18 protein-coding genes and 1 riboswitch are annotated in these 15,650 nt (G+C 45.8%); of the genes, 4 read left to right on the top strand and 14 right to left on the bottom strand.

Going from position 1 to position 15,650, the window contains the following annotated elements:
• Nucleotides 1-6 precede the first annotated feature (6 nt).
• The 5 genes from DFP97_RS23350 to DFP97_RS23330 all read right to left on the bottom strand — a co-directional run bounded on the left by DFP97_RS23350 (nucleotide 7) and on the right by DFP97_RS23330 (nucleotide 3,834).
• Complete coding sequence (locus tag DFP97_RS23350; protein WP_114382859.1) at nucleotides 7-1,143, bottom strand: zinc-dependent alcohol dehydrogenase; 1,137 nt, start codon at nucleotides 1,141-1,143, stop codon at nucleotides 7-9.
• Nucleotides 1,144-1,163: 20 nt separating this feature from the next.
• On the bottom strand, nucleotides 1,164-1,526 hold the full coding sequence (locus tag DFP97_RS23345) for a spore coat protein (RefSeq protein ID WP_114382857.1): 363 nt from the start codon (nucleotides 1,524-1,526) through the stop codon (nucleotides 1,164-1,166).
• Nucleotides 1,527-1,543: 17 nt separating this feature from the next.
• Nucleotides 1,544-1,750: a spore coat protein gene (locus DFP97_RS23340; protein ID WP_114382856.1), complete on the bottom strand. Its 207-nt coding sequence runs from the start codon at nucleotides 1,748-1,750 to the stop codon at nucleotides 1,544-1,546.
• Nucleotides 1,751-1,755: 5 nt separating this feature from the next.
• Nucleotides 1,756-2,655, bottom strand: a complete 900-nt coding sequence (locus DFP97_RS23335) for an NAD(P)/FAD-dependent oxidoreductase (RefSeq protein ID WP_114382855.1) — start codon at nucleotides 2,653-2,655, stop codon at nucleotides 1,756-1,758.
• 240 nt (nucleotides 2,656-2,895) lie between these two features.
• Nucleotides 2,896-3,834: an EamA family transporter gene (locus DFP97_RS23330; protein WP_114382853.1), complete on the bottom strand. Its 939-nt coding sequence runs from the start codon at nucleotides 3,832-3,834 to the stop codon at nucleotides 2,896-2,898.
• A gap of 82 nt (nucleotides 3,835-3,916) precedes the next feature.
• A riboswitch (purine riboswitch) is annotated at nucleotides 3,917-4,028 on the bottom strand.
• 132 nt (nucleotides 4,029-4,160) lie between these two features.
• On the opposite strand from DFP97_RS23330, the gene DFP97_RS23325 reads away from it, so the two are divergent.
• On the top strand, nucleotides 4,161-6,224 hold the full coding sequence (locus DFP97_RS23325) for a molybdopterin-containing oxidoreductase family protein (RefSeq protein ID WP_114382852.1): 2,064 nt from the start codon (nucleotides 4,161-4,163) through the stop codon (nucleotides 6,222-6,224).
• 60 nt (nucleotides 6,225-6,284) lie between these two features.
• Here the strand turns inward: DFP97_RS23325 and DFP97_RS23320 are convergent, their stop codons facing one another.
• The 3 genes from DFP97_RS23320 to aroC are packed head-to-tail and all read right to left on the bottom strand — an operon-like array spanning nucleotide 6,285 to nucleotide 8,964.
• On the bottom strand, nucleotides 6,285-6,890 hold the full coding sequence (locus DFP97_RS23320; RefSeq protein WP_114382851.1) for an NAD(P)-dependent oxidoreductase: 606 nt from the start codon (nucleotides 6,888-6,890) through the stop codon (nucleotides 6,285-6,287).
• Nucleotides 6,891-6,904: 14 nt separating this feature from the next.
• Nucleotides 6,905-7,873 carry a 2-hydroxyacid dehydrogenase gene (locus DFP97_RS23315; protein WP_114382849.1) on the bottom strand — a complete coding sequence of 323 codons (969 nt, stop codon included), beginning with the start codon at nucleotides 7,871-7,873 and terminating at the stop codon, nucleotides 6,905-6,907.
• Between the two features lie 35 nt (nucleotides 7,874-7,908).
• Nucleotides 7,909-8,964, bottom strand: coding sequence for a chorismate synthase (gene aroC / locus DFP97_RS23310; RefSeq protein ID WP_114382848.1), 1,056 nt, complete (start codon nucleotides 8,962-8,964; stop codon nucleotides 7,909-7,911).
• A 118-nt stretch (nucleotides 8,965-9,082) separates the two neighbouring features.
• Here aroC and DFP97_RS23305 point away from each other — a divergent pair, with 118 nt between their 5' ends.
• Both DFP97_RS23305 and trhO read left to right on the top strand, forming a co-directional pair.
• Nucleotides 9,083-9,982, top strand: a complete 900-nt coding sequence (locus tag DFP97_RS23305) for a LysR family transcriptional regulator (RefSeq protein WP_245976561.1) — start codon at nucleotides 9,083-9,085, stop codon at nucleotides 9,980-9,982.
• A 104-nt stretch (nucleotides 9,983-10,086) separates the two neighbouring features.
• Nucleotides 10,087-10,980: an oxygen-dependent tRNA uridine(34) hydroxylase TrhO gene (gene trhO, locus DFP97_RS23300; RefSeq protein ID WP_114382846.1), complete on the top strand. Its 894-nt coding sequence runs from the start codon at nucleotides 10,087-10,089 to the stop codon at nucleotides 10,978-10,980.
• 67 nt (nucleotides 10,981-11,047) lie between these two features.
• On the opposite strand, the gene DFP97_RS23295 is transcribed toward trhO, so the two are convergent.
• From DFP97_RS23295 to DFP97_RS23285, 3 genes are read right to left on the bottom strand one after another with little or no spacing between them, the layout of a single operon-like run.
• A complete protein-coding gene (locus DFP97_RS23295) occupies nucleotides 11,048-11,659 on the bottom strand; it encodes a hypothetical protein (RefSeq protein WP_114382845.1) in 612 nt (203 codons plus the stop codon).
• A 22-nt stretch (nucleotides 11,660-11,681) separates the two neighbouring features.
• Nucleotides 11,682-12,392 (bottom strand): DUF4367 domain-containing protein, encoded by a 711-nt coding sequence (locus DFP97_RS23290; RefSeq protein WP_114382844.1) that lies wholly within the window; start codon nucleotides 12,390-12,392, stop codon nucleotides 11,682-11,684.
• Nucleotides 12,389-12,949 carry a sigma-70 family RNA polymerase sigma factor gene (locus tag DFP97_RS23285; protein WP_245976560.1) on the bottom strand — a complete coding sequence of 187 codons (561 nt, stop codon included), beginning with the start codon at nucleotides 12,947-12,949 and terminating at the stop codon, nucleotides 12,389-12,391. Before DFP97_RS23285 ends, DFP97_RS23290 begins: the two co-directional genes overlap by 4 nt.
• Before the next feature lie 169 nt (nucleotides 12,950-13,118).
• Here DFP97_RS23285 and DFP97_RS30915 point away from each other — a divergent pair, with 169 nt between their 5' ends.
• On the top strand, nucleotides 13,119-13,265 hold the full coding sequence (locus tag DFP97_RS30915; RefSeq protein WP_181873644.1) for a hypothetical protein: 147 nt from the start codon (nucleotides 13,119-13,121) through the stop codon (nucleotides 13,263-13,265).
• A gap of 76 nt (nucleotides 13,266-13,341) precedes the next feature.
• Here the strand turns inward: DFP97_RS30915 and DFP97_RS23280 are convergent, their stop codons facing one another.
• The 3 genes from DFP97_RS23280 to DFP97_RS23270 all read right to left on the bottom strand — a co-directional run bounded on the left by DFP97_RS23280 (nucleotide 13,342) and on the right by DFP97_RS23270 (nucleotide 15,568).
• Complete coding sequence (locus tag DFP97_RS23280; RefSeq protein ID WP_114383062.1) at nucleotides 13,342-13,848, bottom strand: hypothetical protein; 507 nt, start codon at nucleotides 13,846-13,848, stop codon at nucleotides 13,342-13,344.
• A gap of 51 nt (nucleotides 13,849-13,899) precedes the next feature.
• Complete coding sequence (locus tag DFP97_RS23275; protein WP_114382842.1) at nucleotides 13,900-14,457, bottom strand: DNA-3-methyladenine glycosylase; 558 nt, start codon at nucleotides 14,455-14,457, stop codon at nucleotides 13,900-13,902.
• A 67-nt stretch (nucleotides 14,458-14,524) separates the two neighbouring features.
• Complete coding sequence (locus DFP97_RS23270; RefSeq protein WP_114382840.1) at nucleotides 14,525-15,568, bottom strand: glucosaminidase domain-containing protein; 1,044 nt, start codon at nucleotides 15,566-15,568, stop codon at nucleotides 14,525-14,527.
• Nucleotides 15,569-15,650: the final 82 nt, after the last annotated feature.

Raw genomic sequence — 15,650 nt, 5'->3', positions numbered from 1 at the left:
CTCCGTCTAAGGTTTAAGTACTACTTTAATGCAATTCTCGGTTTTGGTATCGAATATTTCATAGCCTTTTTTCGCTTCGGATAACGGCAGTACATGAGTAACCACATCTCCGGGATCCACTTTGCCTTTAGAGATCAGATTGTACATGAGAGGCATTAAGTGAATTACGGGAGCTTGCCCAGACCTTATATTTACATTTCTTTGAAAAATGTCCCCTAAAGGAAACGCGTTATATCTTGCTCCGTATGCGCCTGTAATTTGGATGGTCCCGCCTTTGCGAACGGCTTGAGTTGCAATTACGAGTGCGCCCAATGCTCCGCCTTGAAGCTTAATGCCCGATGCAAGAAACTCCATTGGAGTCATCTTTCCGCTCATGCCAACGCAATCAAGGACAACGTCAGCCCCGCCCCCGGTCATTTCTTTTAAATAGCTTCCGACATCTTCCATTTGCTCAAAATTGACCGTTTCGACCTTGTTCGTCCGCTTCGCATGTTCCAAACGGTAATCGATGTAATCCACCGCAATTACTCTCTTGGCCCCTTTCAGCCAACAAAATTTTTGCGCGAGTAAACCAACCGGACCGCAGCCTAATACAATTACCGTATCGCCAGGTTTCACACCTGCGTTATCGACGGTCCAATAAGCTGTTGTCATAGCATCGGCGATCGTTACCAGCTTTTCGTCTTCTACTTCTGAATTTTCCGGAATTTTGAATGAAGTGAAATTGGCATAAGGGACGCGTAAATATTCAGCTTGGCCGCCAGCGTATCCGCCTGTCGTTTCGGAGTAGCCAAAGTAAGCTCCTATCTCGCCATTCGGATTGGAGTTGTCGCATTGGCTTTCCAGCTGATGCTTGCAATAGAAGCATTCGCCGCAGCTTATGTTAAAGGGAATAACGACCCGATCCCCTTTTTTCAGCTTGGATACGCCCTTTCCTACTTCCTCGACTATTCCCATCGGTTCGTGGCCAATGATGTAACCGGCAGGCAGGTTGGGAATCATCCCATGAATGAGATGCAAATCCGAGCCGCAGATAGCCGTCGATGTCAGCTTGACGATCATATCGTCGGCCTTCTGTATTTCCGGTGCTTTTACCTCGGTAACCTGCACATTTTTAATGCCTTGATAGGTAACTGCTTTCATGCTGGGCGTTCCTCCATTAACTAATAGTCTGGCGTCGCGAAAGTTCCTAAACGGCTCGTATCTTTAGGAAACAATTGCATCTCGGCAATTTGTACGGTCGTTTTGGCGGATTTGAGATCCAATTGAAACTGCTCGTCCAATTGATAAGGATGAAACCATTTCTTTGCGATCATCATTTGCGTTAGTTCTTCATGAAGCGCGAGTCCTTCTTCCAATTGGCGGCGCAGCACGGTTCTCACCTCTGGAGTTGCTGTTTCCGACAACGCTATCGCACAGGTTCTTACGCCGGTTTTGATGGCGAGAAGGAAATCAAGGGCGAAGAAGGCATTAGCTTGATCCGGCATACCTTCCGCGTTAATCGGATCCAAATAATCATTATTCATTCTTTTTTCACCTCTGCTTAATGGATGGGTGCCTTCTTGTAGAGATTTTGCAGATCTGCTATCGCCTTAATGGATTGCTCGACGTCTTTCTGCATCAAAGCTTTAAGATCTTGATCGAATACAAGCCCCTGCATTAATTTCGATTTTGCCAAGCATACCGTTTTTAAATTCAGCATCTCATGAATTTCCAACGATTCATGCGGTGCCAATCTATGGTTGGACATGTTAATCACCTCGCTGTTAATAGGCTTTTGTGAATCCAAACAGCCGCTTGGCTGCCATCCCCCATGGCAATCGTCACCATCTCGGAATGAGCGGTAACATCACCGGCTGCCCATACATGCTGAACACTTGTCTTTTTTGTGCGCGGATCAACAATAATATGTCTATTATCCATCAGTTCGATCCCGAGCTGCATGGCAACGGCGGAACGCACTTCATTACCTCCGAATGCTACAAAACAACGATCACAAGTAATGCTGGCTCCGTCACTCAATATAACACCTTTGAATTGTGATTGCTCTGCAAGCACTGAACGTATCGACTCTTCCTTATAGACAATCCCATGAGCTTCAAGGCGCATACGAACCTGATCGTCTATAGCCGCTAATTCATGGTTCACATAAACGAGATCCGACGTCCAATGCGTGAGAGTAAGCGCCATCTCCGCACCGGCATTGCCGGATCCCATTACCAGTGTCTTCTTATCCGTTACCTCGTAACCGTCGCAGTCCGGACAAACATAGACGCTTATCCCCATGCAGGGAAGGAGCTCGGGGAAATCCGGCAGTCGATCCTTGACTCCCGTTGCTAGAAGCAATCTCTTTCCCCGAATTTGCACATCACCTTCTGTGTTCAACAGAAATCCTTCAGAGTCATTGTTGGCACTAACAACTGTCGCGTGTATAAAACGAACTCCCAGGCGCTCTGCTTGGTTTCTCCCGGCAGCGCGCAGCTCAGTCCCGCTTATACCGTCCGGCCAACCGATCAGGTTATGGTAGCTTCTGCACAGATTGGAACGTCCGTCTGCGGAATCTACAACAGCTACCTTATAACGATATCTTCCCAATTGGATGGCAGCCTGTAATCCAGCTATGCCGCCACCTACAATTACACAGTCATAACGCATCTAACACCCTCCGCTTAGCCGGTTGGTCACATTCATACATAATGAATACTTATTATCTTTGAAACCATTTCAAGTTATACCATAAGAATCAATAAACTTCCGGGAAGTCACGGGAAGCCCTCCCGCCCCCTGCACCGATCGCCAATCTAAATAGCTCGTTAAATAAACAATAAACAAATAAGCCAGCCGCTCTTCCTAGAAGAGCCGGCTGGCTTTATGGAAACATCGATATAGGACTAACTATTGCCGTACGCTGAGTCTTCTCCATTTCTTAAGCTCTGGAAGCGCGATTCCAAGCAGCACGATTGTAACTCCCGCCCACTGAAGCATGCTTACATGCTCATTTAGAACAAAAGCTGAAAGCAGCACGGCAACGGGAAGCTCGGACGCGCCAAGAATTCCTGCCATTCCCTCACCTATATGCGGTACGCCGATAGCAAAAAGAACGGGTGGAATAAACGCACCAAACATGCCTAGCAAGAAGCCGAACAAAAGCAGCTCTCCCCATATGAGTCCATTAAACAAAAATAGGGGCGGAAACAAAATAAAGACGAGCAGCATCCCGCCGCTAATCATCCATGCGCTCCGATAAGCCGGATGAACCGAAGGAACTGCTTTTCCGCTGAACAAAATGAATAAGGAGTAGCTCACTGCTGAAAGCAGTCCTAAAATGACACCCGTTACATTAAACTTACCTGTCCCTTGCTCCATGATGCCGGCTGCAAGCAAAGTACCGCCGAGCAGCACCGCTATCGTGAAAAACATAATCCCGTTTGGGCGCTTACGGTGGCTTATCGCCTGAATGAGTACCCCGATCCATGTAAACTGGAATAACAAGATAATGGCTAAAGACGCTGGAATGTAGCGAAGAGATTCATAATATAACAACCCTGTTATTGCCGTAGGTGTGCCCGCAGCCATCAAAAGCAGTCTATGCTTCCACGTTAGCTTGGTGACAGCACCGGTAACTGCGTTATGCTTGCCCGCACTTACCCTTGCTTTCTGTTTCCCACGCCATTTCATAAATAGCGCTAACCCCCATGCGAGAACAAAACCCGTTAACAGCTGACTTCCGACTACTTCGCCAAGCTCGTAGCCTTTACCGTAGGCGAGGACTACTATCGTCGATAATATGCCATAGCTCGCCGCACCCAGAAAAACCGATAACAAATATTTCATTTGTTTTGATGCTCCTTCCTGATGTTTATAAACCAACGTATAAATGCGCAAAAAAAATCCTAACCGCGAATACAGGATCATATCTAAATGATCTTATATTCGTAGTTAGGAAGTTAAGGCTTCCCGTAGAAACCCTCACCCTATTACATCCAATACTGCCGTGAGGTTATACGAAAAATATATGTTGTTGTTTACTTATGATCAGGCTAAATGTTACATGATAAGTAAGCTACTGTCAATAACGAAATACATGGGAATTAACGCTTAGGACTTATAATGATATGATAGAGTGATATGGTTTGGCTAATGAAAGGAGCTTATCGACTATGACAAAATCAGTAAAAAGTGGAACCTTTCGTTCCGTGTGTCCGTTCGATTGCCCCGATACATGCGGTTTAAGCGTTACGATGGATGAGGGCATCATCACAAAAATTACAGGTGACAACGAGCATCCTGTCACGCGCGGCGCGATTTGCAACAAGGTGCGGCAATTGTCTGACCGGATTTATCATCCGGAACGCCTTCTCTATCCCATGCGCCGGACGGGTCCGAAAGGAACGCTTGCCTTCAAGCGCATTAGCTGGGATGAGGCTTATGAAGAAATCACAGATCGCATGCGGAATATAATACACGAACATGGCGCGAATGCCATTTTACCTTATAGCTTTTATGGAAACATGGGTGTACTGAACGCGGAAGGCATGGATCGCCGCTTCTTCCATCGACTTGGCTCGAGTCGACTAGACCGAACCATTTGTAATGCGGCCGGAGCAGCCGGCTATAAATATACGATGGGCGGTTCAATCGGAATTGACCCGGAAGAAACGGTACATACGAAGCTTTTCCTAATCTGGGGCTGTAATCTCGTTTCGACTAATATGCACCAGGCGATGCTGGCTACGGAAGCCCGAAAAAACGGTGCGACCATTATTCATATCGACGTTCACCGCAACCGTACGTCAGCATGGGCGGATCGCTTCATTCATGTCCGCCCGGGTACGGACGCGGCATTAGCGCTTGGCATGATGCATGTCATTATTCGCGACGGACTTTCGGATATCGCTTTTCTTGAGCAGCATGCAATAGGCTATGAAGAGCTTGCTGAACAAGCAGCCGATTACACCCCGGAGCGGGTTGCGGATATTACCGGGGTACCAGCAGCCGAGATTGAAGAACTGGCCCGTCTGTATGGCACAACCTCCCCTTCCTTCATCCGTATTGGTAATGGGCTTCAACATCACGACAATGGCGGAATGATCATAAGAACCATCTCCTGCCTTCCGGCGCTGACAGGACAATGGGGCATTCGCGGCGGTGGCGCCATGAAGGGAAACAGCTGGTACTCGCGTCTGAATGGCGAACGGATAGAACGTCCGGATTTGCTGCCTGATCCGAATGTCCGCACCATCAATATGAATCAGCTGGGTGATGCCCTGCTTGATTTGGATCCGCCCGTGCGAATGCTGTTTGTGTACAACAGTAATCCGGCCATTGTGGCGCCAGATCAAAACCGTGTGCGTGAAGGACTCCTGCGCGACGATCTTTTCACCGTCACGCATGATTTGTTCTTAACAGATACTTGCAAATACTCAGATATCGTGCTGCCCGCGACGTCGCATTTTGAGAATATGGACCTCTATACGTCTTATTGGCACTTATACCTGCAGCTTCACGAGCCTATCATTCAACCAATGGGTGAATGTATATCGAATTTTACTCTATTCAAACAATTGGCATTGCGACTCGGCTTTGAACGTGAGACGTTTGATATTTCGGAGAAGCAAATGATACAAGAAGCACTTGACAGCGACCAGAATCCTTACTTAGCGGGAATTACGTTTGAGCAGTTGATAGGCAGAACATGGATGAAGGCTGGCGGCGATAACCTTCCTCCGTTCACCGATCGGATACCGACTCGATCCGGCAAAATCGAGTTATGCTCCGAGACTATGCTGCGTGACGGCTTACCTCCCCTTCCGGACCACATTCCGTTACGCGAGCCGGATAAGTATCCGTTTTGGCTGATGACCGGACCAAATCATAGCTTCATTAATTCGACCTTCGCTAATCAAGAGCGCTTGCAAAAGCTTGAGAAGGAGCCGCTTCTGTATATACACGCAGACGATGCATCCGAGCTTGGCATGACGAATGGCGAACGCGTCAAAATACGCAACGACAGAGGGGAAGCAGAAGTGATCTTGCGGATAGGCACCGATGTTCTTCCCGGCGTGCTTGTGACACAAGGCTTATGGTGGGATGATGACCGCAAAGGCATTCAAGCAGTAAATGCATTGACGTCGCAACGGCTGGCGGACATGGGCGGCGGAGCTACCTTCTTCTCTAACCGCGTAGAAGTGTTGAAGATTGACACAAAGGACATATCGGATTAACGAAAAAACCCTTGAATTCCTTATATGAGGAGTTCAGGGGTTTTTCATTCGAAACCGTTATTAATAACAAATACCTACTCTTTCCCGCACAAATGACCTGTCAAAATATTCAGAAACGGCAAACTCGGCTGTATCCATAAAAGATATCTTGGAGCCATCGCTGGGCAGTACGTTTTTTTGAACGCGATAATGGCCACTCTGTTCATCCTGAACTAACCTGGTTGGACAAATGATTGTCCAATCTAATGATGTGTTCATTAACTTCGTATATACCTGGTGATGTTCCATTGCAGCTTCATGATTAGTGCGTTTATTTTCTATCGATTGATAGCGGAGCAATTCCGGCTGCAGTACGCTTTGCAAAATACCAGCCGTTCCGATCGTAACCAATCTTTTCACTTTGTATTTAATCATGGCTTCAATTACATTGCTCATTCCGCTTATCAAAGTGCCATTGCTTTCTGTATTGAGAGAACAGATGACTCCGTCCACACCAGTCATCGCTTCATTAACATCTTTTTGGTCACGCACATCGCCAATCACGATATTTGGACCCGGCTCACGAAGAGTACGAACGAAAAGCTTTGTTTGTATGCCCTTTTGCTCTACAAAATATCGAATATATTGTCCTGTCTTTCCGGTTGATCCAATCAGCAATAATTTCATTTTATCCAGCTGAATTACCTCAATTCATCAACGATATTGGACGGTATTTGTCCGGTTAATGCGCTGACCAAATTTTTTGCTGCAAGCATTGCCATATCGAATCTGGTTTGAGTCGTAGCCGAACCAATATGTGGCAAAGTCAATACATTCGGCATTTGTAGGAAAGGATGTGCGGCATCAATAGGTTCCTTTTCATAAACATCGAGTCCCGCCGCGGCAATCGTTCTCTGTTGCAAAGCTTCAATTAGGGCTTCCTCATCAATCGTCTGGCCGCGGGACATATTGATGAAAATAGATGATTGCTTCATCAATTGAAACTCGCTGCGACCAAGCATCCGAGTCGTCTCCGCCGTTAATGGCGCTAATTGAACGATGAAATCTGAAGTTGACAGCAGCTCCTTAAGAGGTGCATAACGCACACCAAGCTGATCTTCTACAGCCTGCTTACGGCTGCGGTTATAATAAATGACATCCATCTCGAATCCAAGCTTAGCGCGACGAGCAACAGCTTCCCCGATACGGCCCATTCCGATAATGCCCAGCTTGGCGTGATGCACATCCGTCCCAAACAATTTCACGCCGTCACCCGTCTGCCATTGTCCTTCTTTAACATACCGGTCCAGCTCGGCAACCCTTCTCGCCGTTCCCAATATAAGTGCGAATGCCAAATCTGCAACGGTATCGTTCAATACATGAGGCGTGTTTGTACCGATGACTCCCCGTTTTTTCATAGCCGCAATATCAAAATGATTGTATCCGACACTGATGCTGCTAACCACTTTCAAGTTGGGTGCCAGATCTAACAACTCGGCATCAATTTTCATGCCAGCCGTAAGCAGTCCTTTCGTCTTGGCGAGCTTGTCCATCAGCGTTTGCCGCGGAATCGGGGCTGCGCTTTCCCATTTCTCAATTTCACAATGCTCGGCCAAGTAGGCCTCGACCTCAGCAGGAATCGGGCGATCAATAAATATGGATGGTTTCATAATCAATCTCCTCTCGGAACTCCAGTTCGATTGCTCTAATCATGCAATGCTGCTTGCCGTTTAAGCAGATCTTCAATAACGATAGATGACATAGCTTCCACCACGGGAATAATTCTTGGGCAAATACACGGATCATGTCTTCCGATTGTCTCAATCATTTGTTCTTGTCCATGTATATCAATCGTATGCTGGGGAACAGAAATCGATGAGGTCGGCTTTACAGCCATTCTAAACACGATTTCCTCGCCTGTACTTATTCCGCCAACGATACCGCCAGCGTGATTACTTAAGAAACCTGAACTGTCCATCTCATCGTTATGCTGGCTGCCCAGCATCTCTGCTGCAGCAAACCCGGCACCGAATTCAATTCCTTTAACTGCGCCAATCGACAGCATAGCTTTTGCAAGCTCTGCGTCCAGCTTATCAAATACAGGTTCGCCAAGGCCTGCATGAAGTCCTCTTATTCTGCATTCAACGATACCGCCGCAGCTATCCCCGATTGCTGCTAAACGCTCAATCTTTTCAATCATTTTAACAGCAGCTATAGGGTCGCAAGCTCGAACTTCGTTTTGTTCAATAACTGATTCGTTAAATGTATGGCATTTGATTCCGCCAATTTCCTTCGTGTATGCGATGACGCTTACTCCTCTATTCTCGAGCAGCTTGCGAGCGACGGCTCCTCCCGCTACTCTGCCGGCCGTTTCTCTTCCAGAAGCTCGGCCACTCCCGCGGTGATCCCGAATGCCATATTTCTTGAGATAACTATAGTCGGCATGACCTGGACGAAAGGTGTATTTGATATCGTCGTAAGCTGCTGGTCTCATATCTTTATTATGCAGCATAATAAAGAGCGGCGTTCCGGTAGTCTTCCCCTCAAAAATACCTGAAAGAATACGGATAACATCATATTCTTTGCGGGGAGAAGTAACCGGGGATTGACCAGGCTTTCTTCGATCCATTTGAACCTGTATATATTGCTCGTCGAGTTCGACTCCAGGAGTTACACCATCTACAATTACACCAACCGCTTCACCATGAGATTCACCAAAAGTTGTTATTTTAAAGAAATTACCAAAAGAATTTCCAGCCATCCTAGCTGCCTCCCTCGTTTCATTTTGACGCTTACGTTATGTTTCAATTATAATTTCGATAATGAAATTAATGAAATTGAAATATAAACAATTTGTCATAGAGAGGAACTATATCACGATGATAATGAACATGGAATGGTATCGGATTTTTCTTCATACAGCCAAAGTTGAAAATTTAACAAGAGCCGCACAAGAGCTTCATATTACGCAGCCATCCGTGAGCTACGCGATAAAGCAACTGGAAGCAGCGCTCGAGGTTAAGCTGTTTGACCGGATGTCCAAAGGAGTAAAGCTAACTGCTGAAGGTTTGGCTTTACTCGAGTATGTTGAGAAATCCTTCTCCATTCTCGAAGCCGGAGAAAGACAATTACAGTCCCTCAAAAACCTTACAGCAGGAGAACTGCGAATCGGTGCAAGCGGACCTATTATCAAGCATCTCCTGTTACCGCAGCTTGATCGCTTTCACGTTGAACATCCGGCTGTTCGAATACGTCTTTCACAAGGCAGAACGTCAGAAATTCGTGCTCGTTTAAAGGAGGGTCAAATTGATATAGGACTTGTTCATTTGCCATTTATTGATCAGAGCCTGGACATCAATCATCTAACAGCCATTCAAGATTGTTTTGTTGTCGGACCTGCCTTTAGGACCTTGGCTGAACAACCGATAACCTCAGCGGACCTGGCAAATATACCGCTTATTCTTCTTTCCAAGGGAAGCAGCACCAGACGATTTGTTAATGAATGGCTTACTTCTCAGGGTATGGATGTAGACGCAGAATTTGAACTCAGCAGTATGGATATGTTAAAGGAATTAGCTGAACGAGGCTATGGCGCGGCTTTCGTAACGAAGTCCTTCGTCACAGAAGAACTGCAAGAAGGAAAGCTATTTCAGCTGCAGACGGTGCAGCCAATCCCGCCTCGTTCCGTTGGATTTGCTACTAAACGCGACACTTCATTATCTTTTATTGCGAACCGCTTTATTGAATTACTTCGCCATTCATTTCATGCAGATACATAAAATCATTATTCTACAGTCATGCCATTTTGTTTCTGTTGAAAATATATATCCCGTCATCTATAATATAGTATGCTTTTATTTGTTATACGGAAAGGAATACTACCATGAGCGAAAAAAACAATTTTCGAATCTTATTGTACTATAAATTTGTAGCTATACCTGATGCGGAGCAATTTGCTGCCGAGCATCTTGCATATTGTAAAGAACTAAACGTGAAAGGCCGTATTCTGATTGCCGATGAAGGCATTAACGGAACCCTTTCAGGGACGATCGAGCAAACCGAGCAATATATGAGTGACTTACGCGCGAACCCTTTGTTCTCGGATATCGTGTTTAAAATCGATGAAGCCGATAAGCATGCTTTCAAAAAAATATTCGTTCGCTACAAGAAGGAGCTCGTAACGCTGCGTTACGATAAACCGCTTGATCCGAACACACTTAGCGGCACGCGTCTCTCGCCTAAAGAGTTTCATGAATATTTGCAAAGAGAAGACGTAATCGTACTCGATGGAAGAAGCGATTATGAGTATGATCTCGGACATTTCCGCAACGCGATCAGGCCTGATCTTGAAACGTTCAAAGAATTTCCGGAATGGCTTCGTGAGAATTTGGCAGAATATAAAGATAAGCCTATCATCACATACTGTACGGGAGGTATCCGCTGCGAGAAGCTCACAGGCGTTATGCTTAGCGAAGGCTTCAAGGACGTTTATCAATTAGAAGGCGGAATTGTAACCTACGGCAAGGATGAAGAAGTTCAAGGGAAGCTTTTTGACGGCAAATGTTATGTATTTGATGATCGGGTTTCCGTTACGATCAACCAGACAGATGAAGATATCGTCGTCGGGAAGTGCTATCACTGTGCTCAGCCGGCAGATACGTACATTAATTGCGCGGATGACTCCTGCCACCGTCAGCATATCGTATGTAATGATTGCGAAGAGACACGCAATGGCTTCTGCTCTTCGGAATGTGAAGAGCATGTTACAAGCTTTTAAATAAGAAAAGGGGCTGCCCTTAAAAAAGTAGATATACCTACTTTTAAGGAGCAGCCTTTTTGCAGTGCTATTTTCTCGATAAGCCCAGCTTACGACCCAGGTATACGATTGCGCCAAGCGCGGCTGCAGCAATGACAACGATCCATGCGGTGTTGGCACCATTTGCCGCTGCTGTCTCATTTACTTCACTTGCACCGGTCGTCGTAACAGCGTCCGAAACCGTTGTAACAGCGGCCATTTCCGAATCGTCCGTTTGCGGTACGTCTATGCTCGTTGTGCTCATTTCCTTATCATCCGTTGTTATTTCCATCGTGTTATCTAAAGTAACGGCTTGAACGCCCTCAACTACCTTCACGAGTTCTGTACCGAATACATCATATAAAAAGTCAGCTTTTTCATCCGTATAGTCGATAATACCGATTTCGATATATTCACCTACCGGCCCTGTATTCGTTACTTGAATGCCTTGCGCTTCGAGTTCATCGACCTTGTCTGTAAAAACATAGGCGTCCACTTTAGCGTGCATTTCACTCAAAGCTTCGTTAGCATAGCCTTGCTCCTCGATGACCTGTGCATGGCCTATTGTCGGGTTAGCCGCCAAAGGGATGAAAGCGATGCTTGCAGCGATAACCCATTTTGTAATCCATTGTCCTTTTTTAACCATGATGAAGCTTTTCATTTGTAATTCCTCCTTGGAATGTTTAATTTATTGTTTTTACTGATTTTGCCACGTTCAATGCTTCCTCGCGGGATAAGTCTCCGTAGATAGAATAAAGCCGGTTATCCATTACCCAATACAACGCTGTGTACGTTTCGGTTAAAGAGTCTATATATGCGGTAACGCCGTTTAGCTCCAGCTTTTCATACTCGGAAAACACTTCTACCGATGCATTTTTATCCACCGTGTACAAGAAGGTTTGGGTGCCCGTTGAATAGGAAAATGTCACCTTGTCTAGTATGCCTTCGACAGTACCGTAAGCAGCGATTTCCTTTTGCAGCTCAAACGATTGAGGTACATAAGCCGGTAACCGAAGCTCTACACCAAACTGCGACTGCGCCTCTTCTATGCTTTGCGGCGTCGAAGTCATCATGGTTGTTCCGATATTCGTATCGTCCACGAGACCTGGATTTTCTGTGTCCAAAAACGTATTAAACGGTGGATCTTCTTCAGGAGCAATTTCCTGAGGGGCGGCTATAAGTATGATTACAGCTGCCACTGCCGCCATTACGCTATATATCCAACGTTTTCGGCGTGAATGAGACCCCTTCCCGGAAGAAGTCGGCTTGCTCTCGGACTGAATGCCGCTCATGACACGTTCTTTCAACCGGCCATCAAACTGCAAGCCGTCAAATAAATATTGTTCAGCTTCTGATTTGTACAATTCCCGCAGCTCAAGATCATCATTGCTCATGAGCTCAACCCCTCCTTTCGCAGGTAAATCTCCAGCTGTTGTCTCGCACGATGCAGCCTTCCGCGCACGGTGCCTTCAGAAGCAGCGGTCGCTTCAGCGATTTCGCGCGTATTCAAATCCAAATAATAATACAAATACAGCACTTCTTGATAGGGTCGCGGCAGCTCGAGAACATGCTTAAATATTAACGAGTTGCTTATGCGCTTCAGAACCTCTTCTTCCACACTGATCATTTGATTTCTGTCGAGCAAGCCCGGATCAGTCGGTTGTTCGGAAAACATTTTGAGACCCGCTTTATCCCGGCATACATTTACGGTAATTCGCGTTAGCCATGTCTTCACGCTGCTATCCCCGCGGAAGCTTGACCAGTTCCGGTACGCCCGGATAAATACCTCCTGGCTCACATCCTCCGCGATATGCCGGTCGTTCATGTAAAAATAAGCCGTTCGCAATACGATGTTCCCATATAAAAACATCATTTGTTCCAATGCTGCTGAAGGATCCTTGGAGAAGCCTTCTCTATCGATTTGGCCGGCCAGCTTCACCGTTGTACTCACCTCCACCCTTATAGACGGGTCGAGAACGAATTCCGCTACGCGCTGCCAAAAAAAATTTTTGGATACTCAAATCTAAAAAGCCGACAACTGCTCCATTAATTTCAATCCTATTTGGATAACCTATAACTGCCTCAATCGTTAAGGCAATTAAGCTAGGGGAGGAAACTCGATGACCCGCAATAAAAACAAATCCATGCAAGCTAAAAATCTGACGTTTGCCAAGCACTCTATGGAAGCCGAAAATAATATAGCTGCTTCTACAGATGAAAACACCAGGCAGAAAGGTCATGTGCCGAACAGCCCATCAACGGGCTAGACGATACGTAAGAAGTAAAACACAAAGAGCTGTCCGCAAGGTTTCCCTCATGGACAGCTCTTCTATCGCTTTCAATTCAAGCATGAATAATGGACTCCCATCTATGCCGGTATTGTTCAAGCCGGGGATGCAGCTTAGAGGGCTCCATAATTAATATAAGCCGAACCTTAACGATCCACTCCTCAAAGGATGAGAACGAGGCAAACAAATTAGCGGTCTCGCTGGATACAAAGAGAAAATGTGGAGCCGGGTAGTTCTGCGTCAAATGGCGCAGAGCCGAATCGATCGGCGTATACTTCTTCCGCTTGCCTTCCAATCGTTCAACAACGATGCTTTCCTCTCCTCGTTCACGCTTCCACTCAAAAAGCTTATCTTCACGCTTATAATAGGCACTTACTGACTCCTTGGTCATCCGCCTTACGGTCTCCTCATGCAGAGGATAAAGAACAAGCTTTGAAAACGAGCGTTCCTTGGCAATGTCGGCAGAGAGATCAAGCTCACGTTCTGTTGTATGTTCAAAGGTATCATAATAAATTAAGCTACCCTTTCTGTCATCTTTTGGCGGCTCATAGCCGAACGGCATCTTTTGGGCAATTTCACTCACGTTGCTGTCCTCCTGTGCTTAAGTTGTGCTTTATTCATATAAGTATCGCCAAGGAAGATCTACCGCTTTCGAAATGCCTATCCGCGGTGTACTTCTAATCGGTCTAATCGGCTCCTTATATTCTAGCCATATACTATTATGCGTCTCCTGCAGCAAATCGTAACCGTTCCACTCCAAATTTATACCGAGAGCTTTCGCCAGCTTTCCGGGCCCATTTAATAACAAGTGATCGGCAATGCCCTCTCCTCTATTCGCTCTTATGAGGCCAATCCCTTCTACTACTTCTCCTCCGCGCAGCAGCACGGCCCCAACCTCGTTCGGCCGGTGAGCAACGATGTTCATGCAGCAGTGCATACCATAGATGAAATACACATACATGATTCCTGCATCGCCGAACATGAGTCGATTACGTTCCGTAACTCCTCTGCTTGCATGACTTGCAGGATCTTCGCTGCCCTTATAGGCTTCCGTCTCCGTTATGGCTACGCGTATAATCTGATCGTCTATTCTTCTTACCAAATGGCACCCGATAAGCTGCTGTGCAACAGTTAAAGTATCCCGTTCAAAAAAAGATTTATCTAATAGCATAGCTTAGCATCCTTTTCCATTACACCTTGTCTGTTGAAAATACCACAATATGAACGAAAATTCCATGCTACAGCTTTCTATAGTCTCTTTTCATTATATTCTTAACCAAACTCGACCATTTAGAATTTGCCGGACAATACTTTTTAGCGACCTTTTCAATTGTTTTTAACCCTTTCCCTACATAGTTTTTGGAAAGGAGTTGTCCAAACTTCCTAACGCTGTCACCCTTCGTTTTAAAGCTGAATGCCTTATTATATTTATCGCCATCTATGGCATTTAACCCAAATAAATTATTTTTCTTTCGAGCAATCCAACTCTTGCCGTTTCCGCTTTCAAGCTTCATAACTGCGATCGTAAAATAAGCATTAATGCCATATTCCTCCTCAATCTCGAGTATCGCTTCCTCCAGTTTATGACCTGCCAGGGCCGTGCCTTCCAAGATTTTTGCAATGTGAGCTTCCGTTAAACCGGAGTCAGACTGAACGATATTCGTCGGTTGACTGGGCTCCGCATCCGCATCTTTTATATCAGCTTGCTGCGTAACCGCATTTTTAAAGCTTTGAATCGTGACTTTCGGTTCAACATCCACATTTTTCGGGGCTGAAGCTATTTCCGCTTCTTCTTTTATCAATTTGGCGTAACGGCCATGGACATAGCCTTCACCCTTCAATTCAAGCCAGCCATTATCGGTCGAAGCAACAATTTCAAGTGCAGTGCCTTGCTTAACAACCTTTATAATTTTAGACTCAGCACTCGGTTGAGTACGAACATTCAGGTAGTATGCGGTGACTTTATATGTATGTATCGGTTCTTCGGTAACCGGTACTTCGGTAACCGCCTCTTCCAGTTCCGGTTTCTGTTCAATGGATTGAATGGTTGCGGGTGACTGTACATCCGCAATAATTGGGATTGGCGTATAGGCAGGAGCTACGGGGGTATTAAGCTCCGCCGTGGATACAGGAGGATTTGCAGCTGAGTTGTTATTTAAAGGTTGATAACGCATTCCTAATGTGATGATTAAAGATAACAGGAGTAAATAAAGAAAAACTTGCTGAATTAACTTTATTCGCATGACTATACCTCTTCCCATAATTTGATGTAGGATACGCATTAAGCGCTAAGTTTGACGCCAAAAATACGCGACCTCGAGGACAATCAGACAGTCTGTGAAGATTATATGTAGGTTCATCGGA

Origin of the sequence: Paenibacillus prosopidis (assembly GCF_003337375.1) — a bacterium.
Classification (GTDB): domain Bacteria; phylum Bacillota; class Bacilli; order Paenibacillales; family Paenibacillaceae; genus Pristimantibacillus; species Pristimantibacillus prosopidis.
The sequence above is the reverse complement of the archived record's forward strand: the minus strand, read 5'-3'. Positions and strand labels throughout refer to the sequence as shown.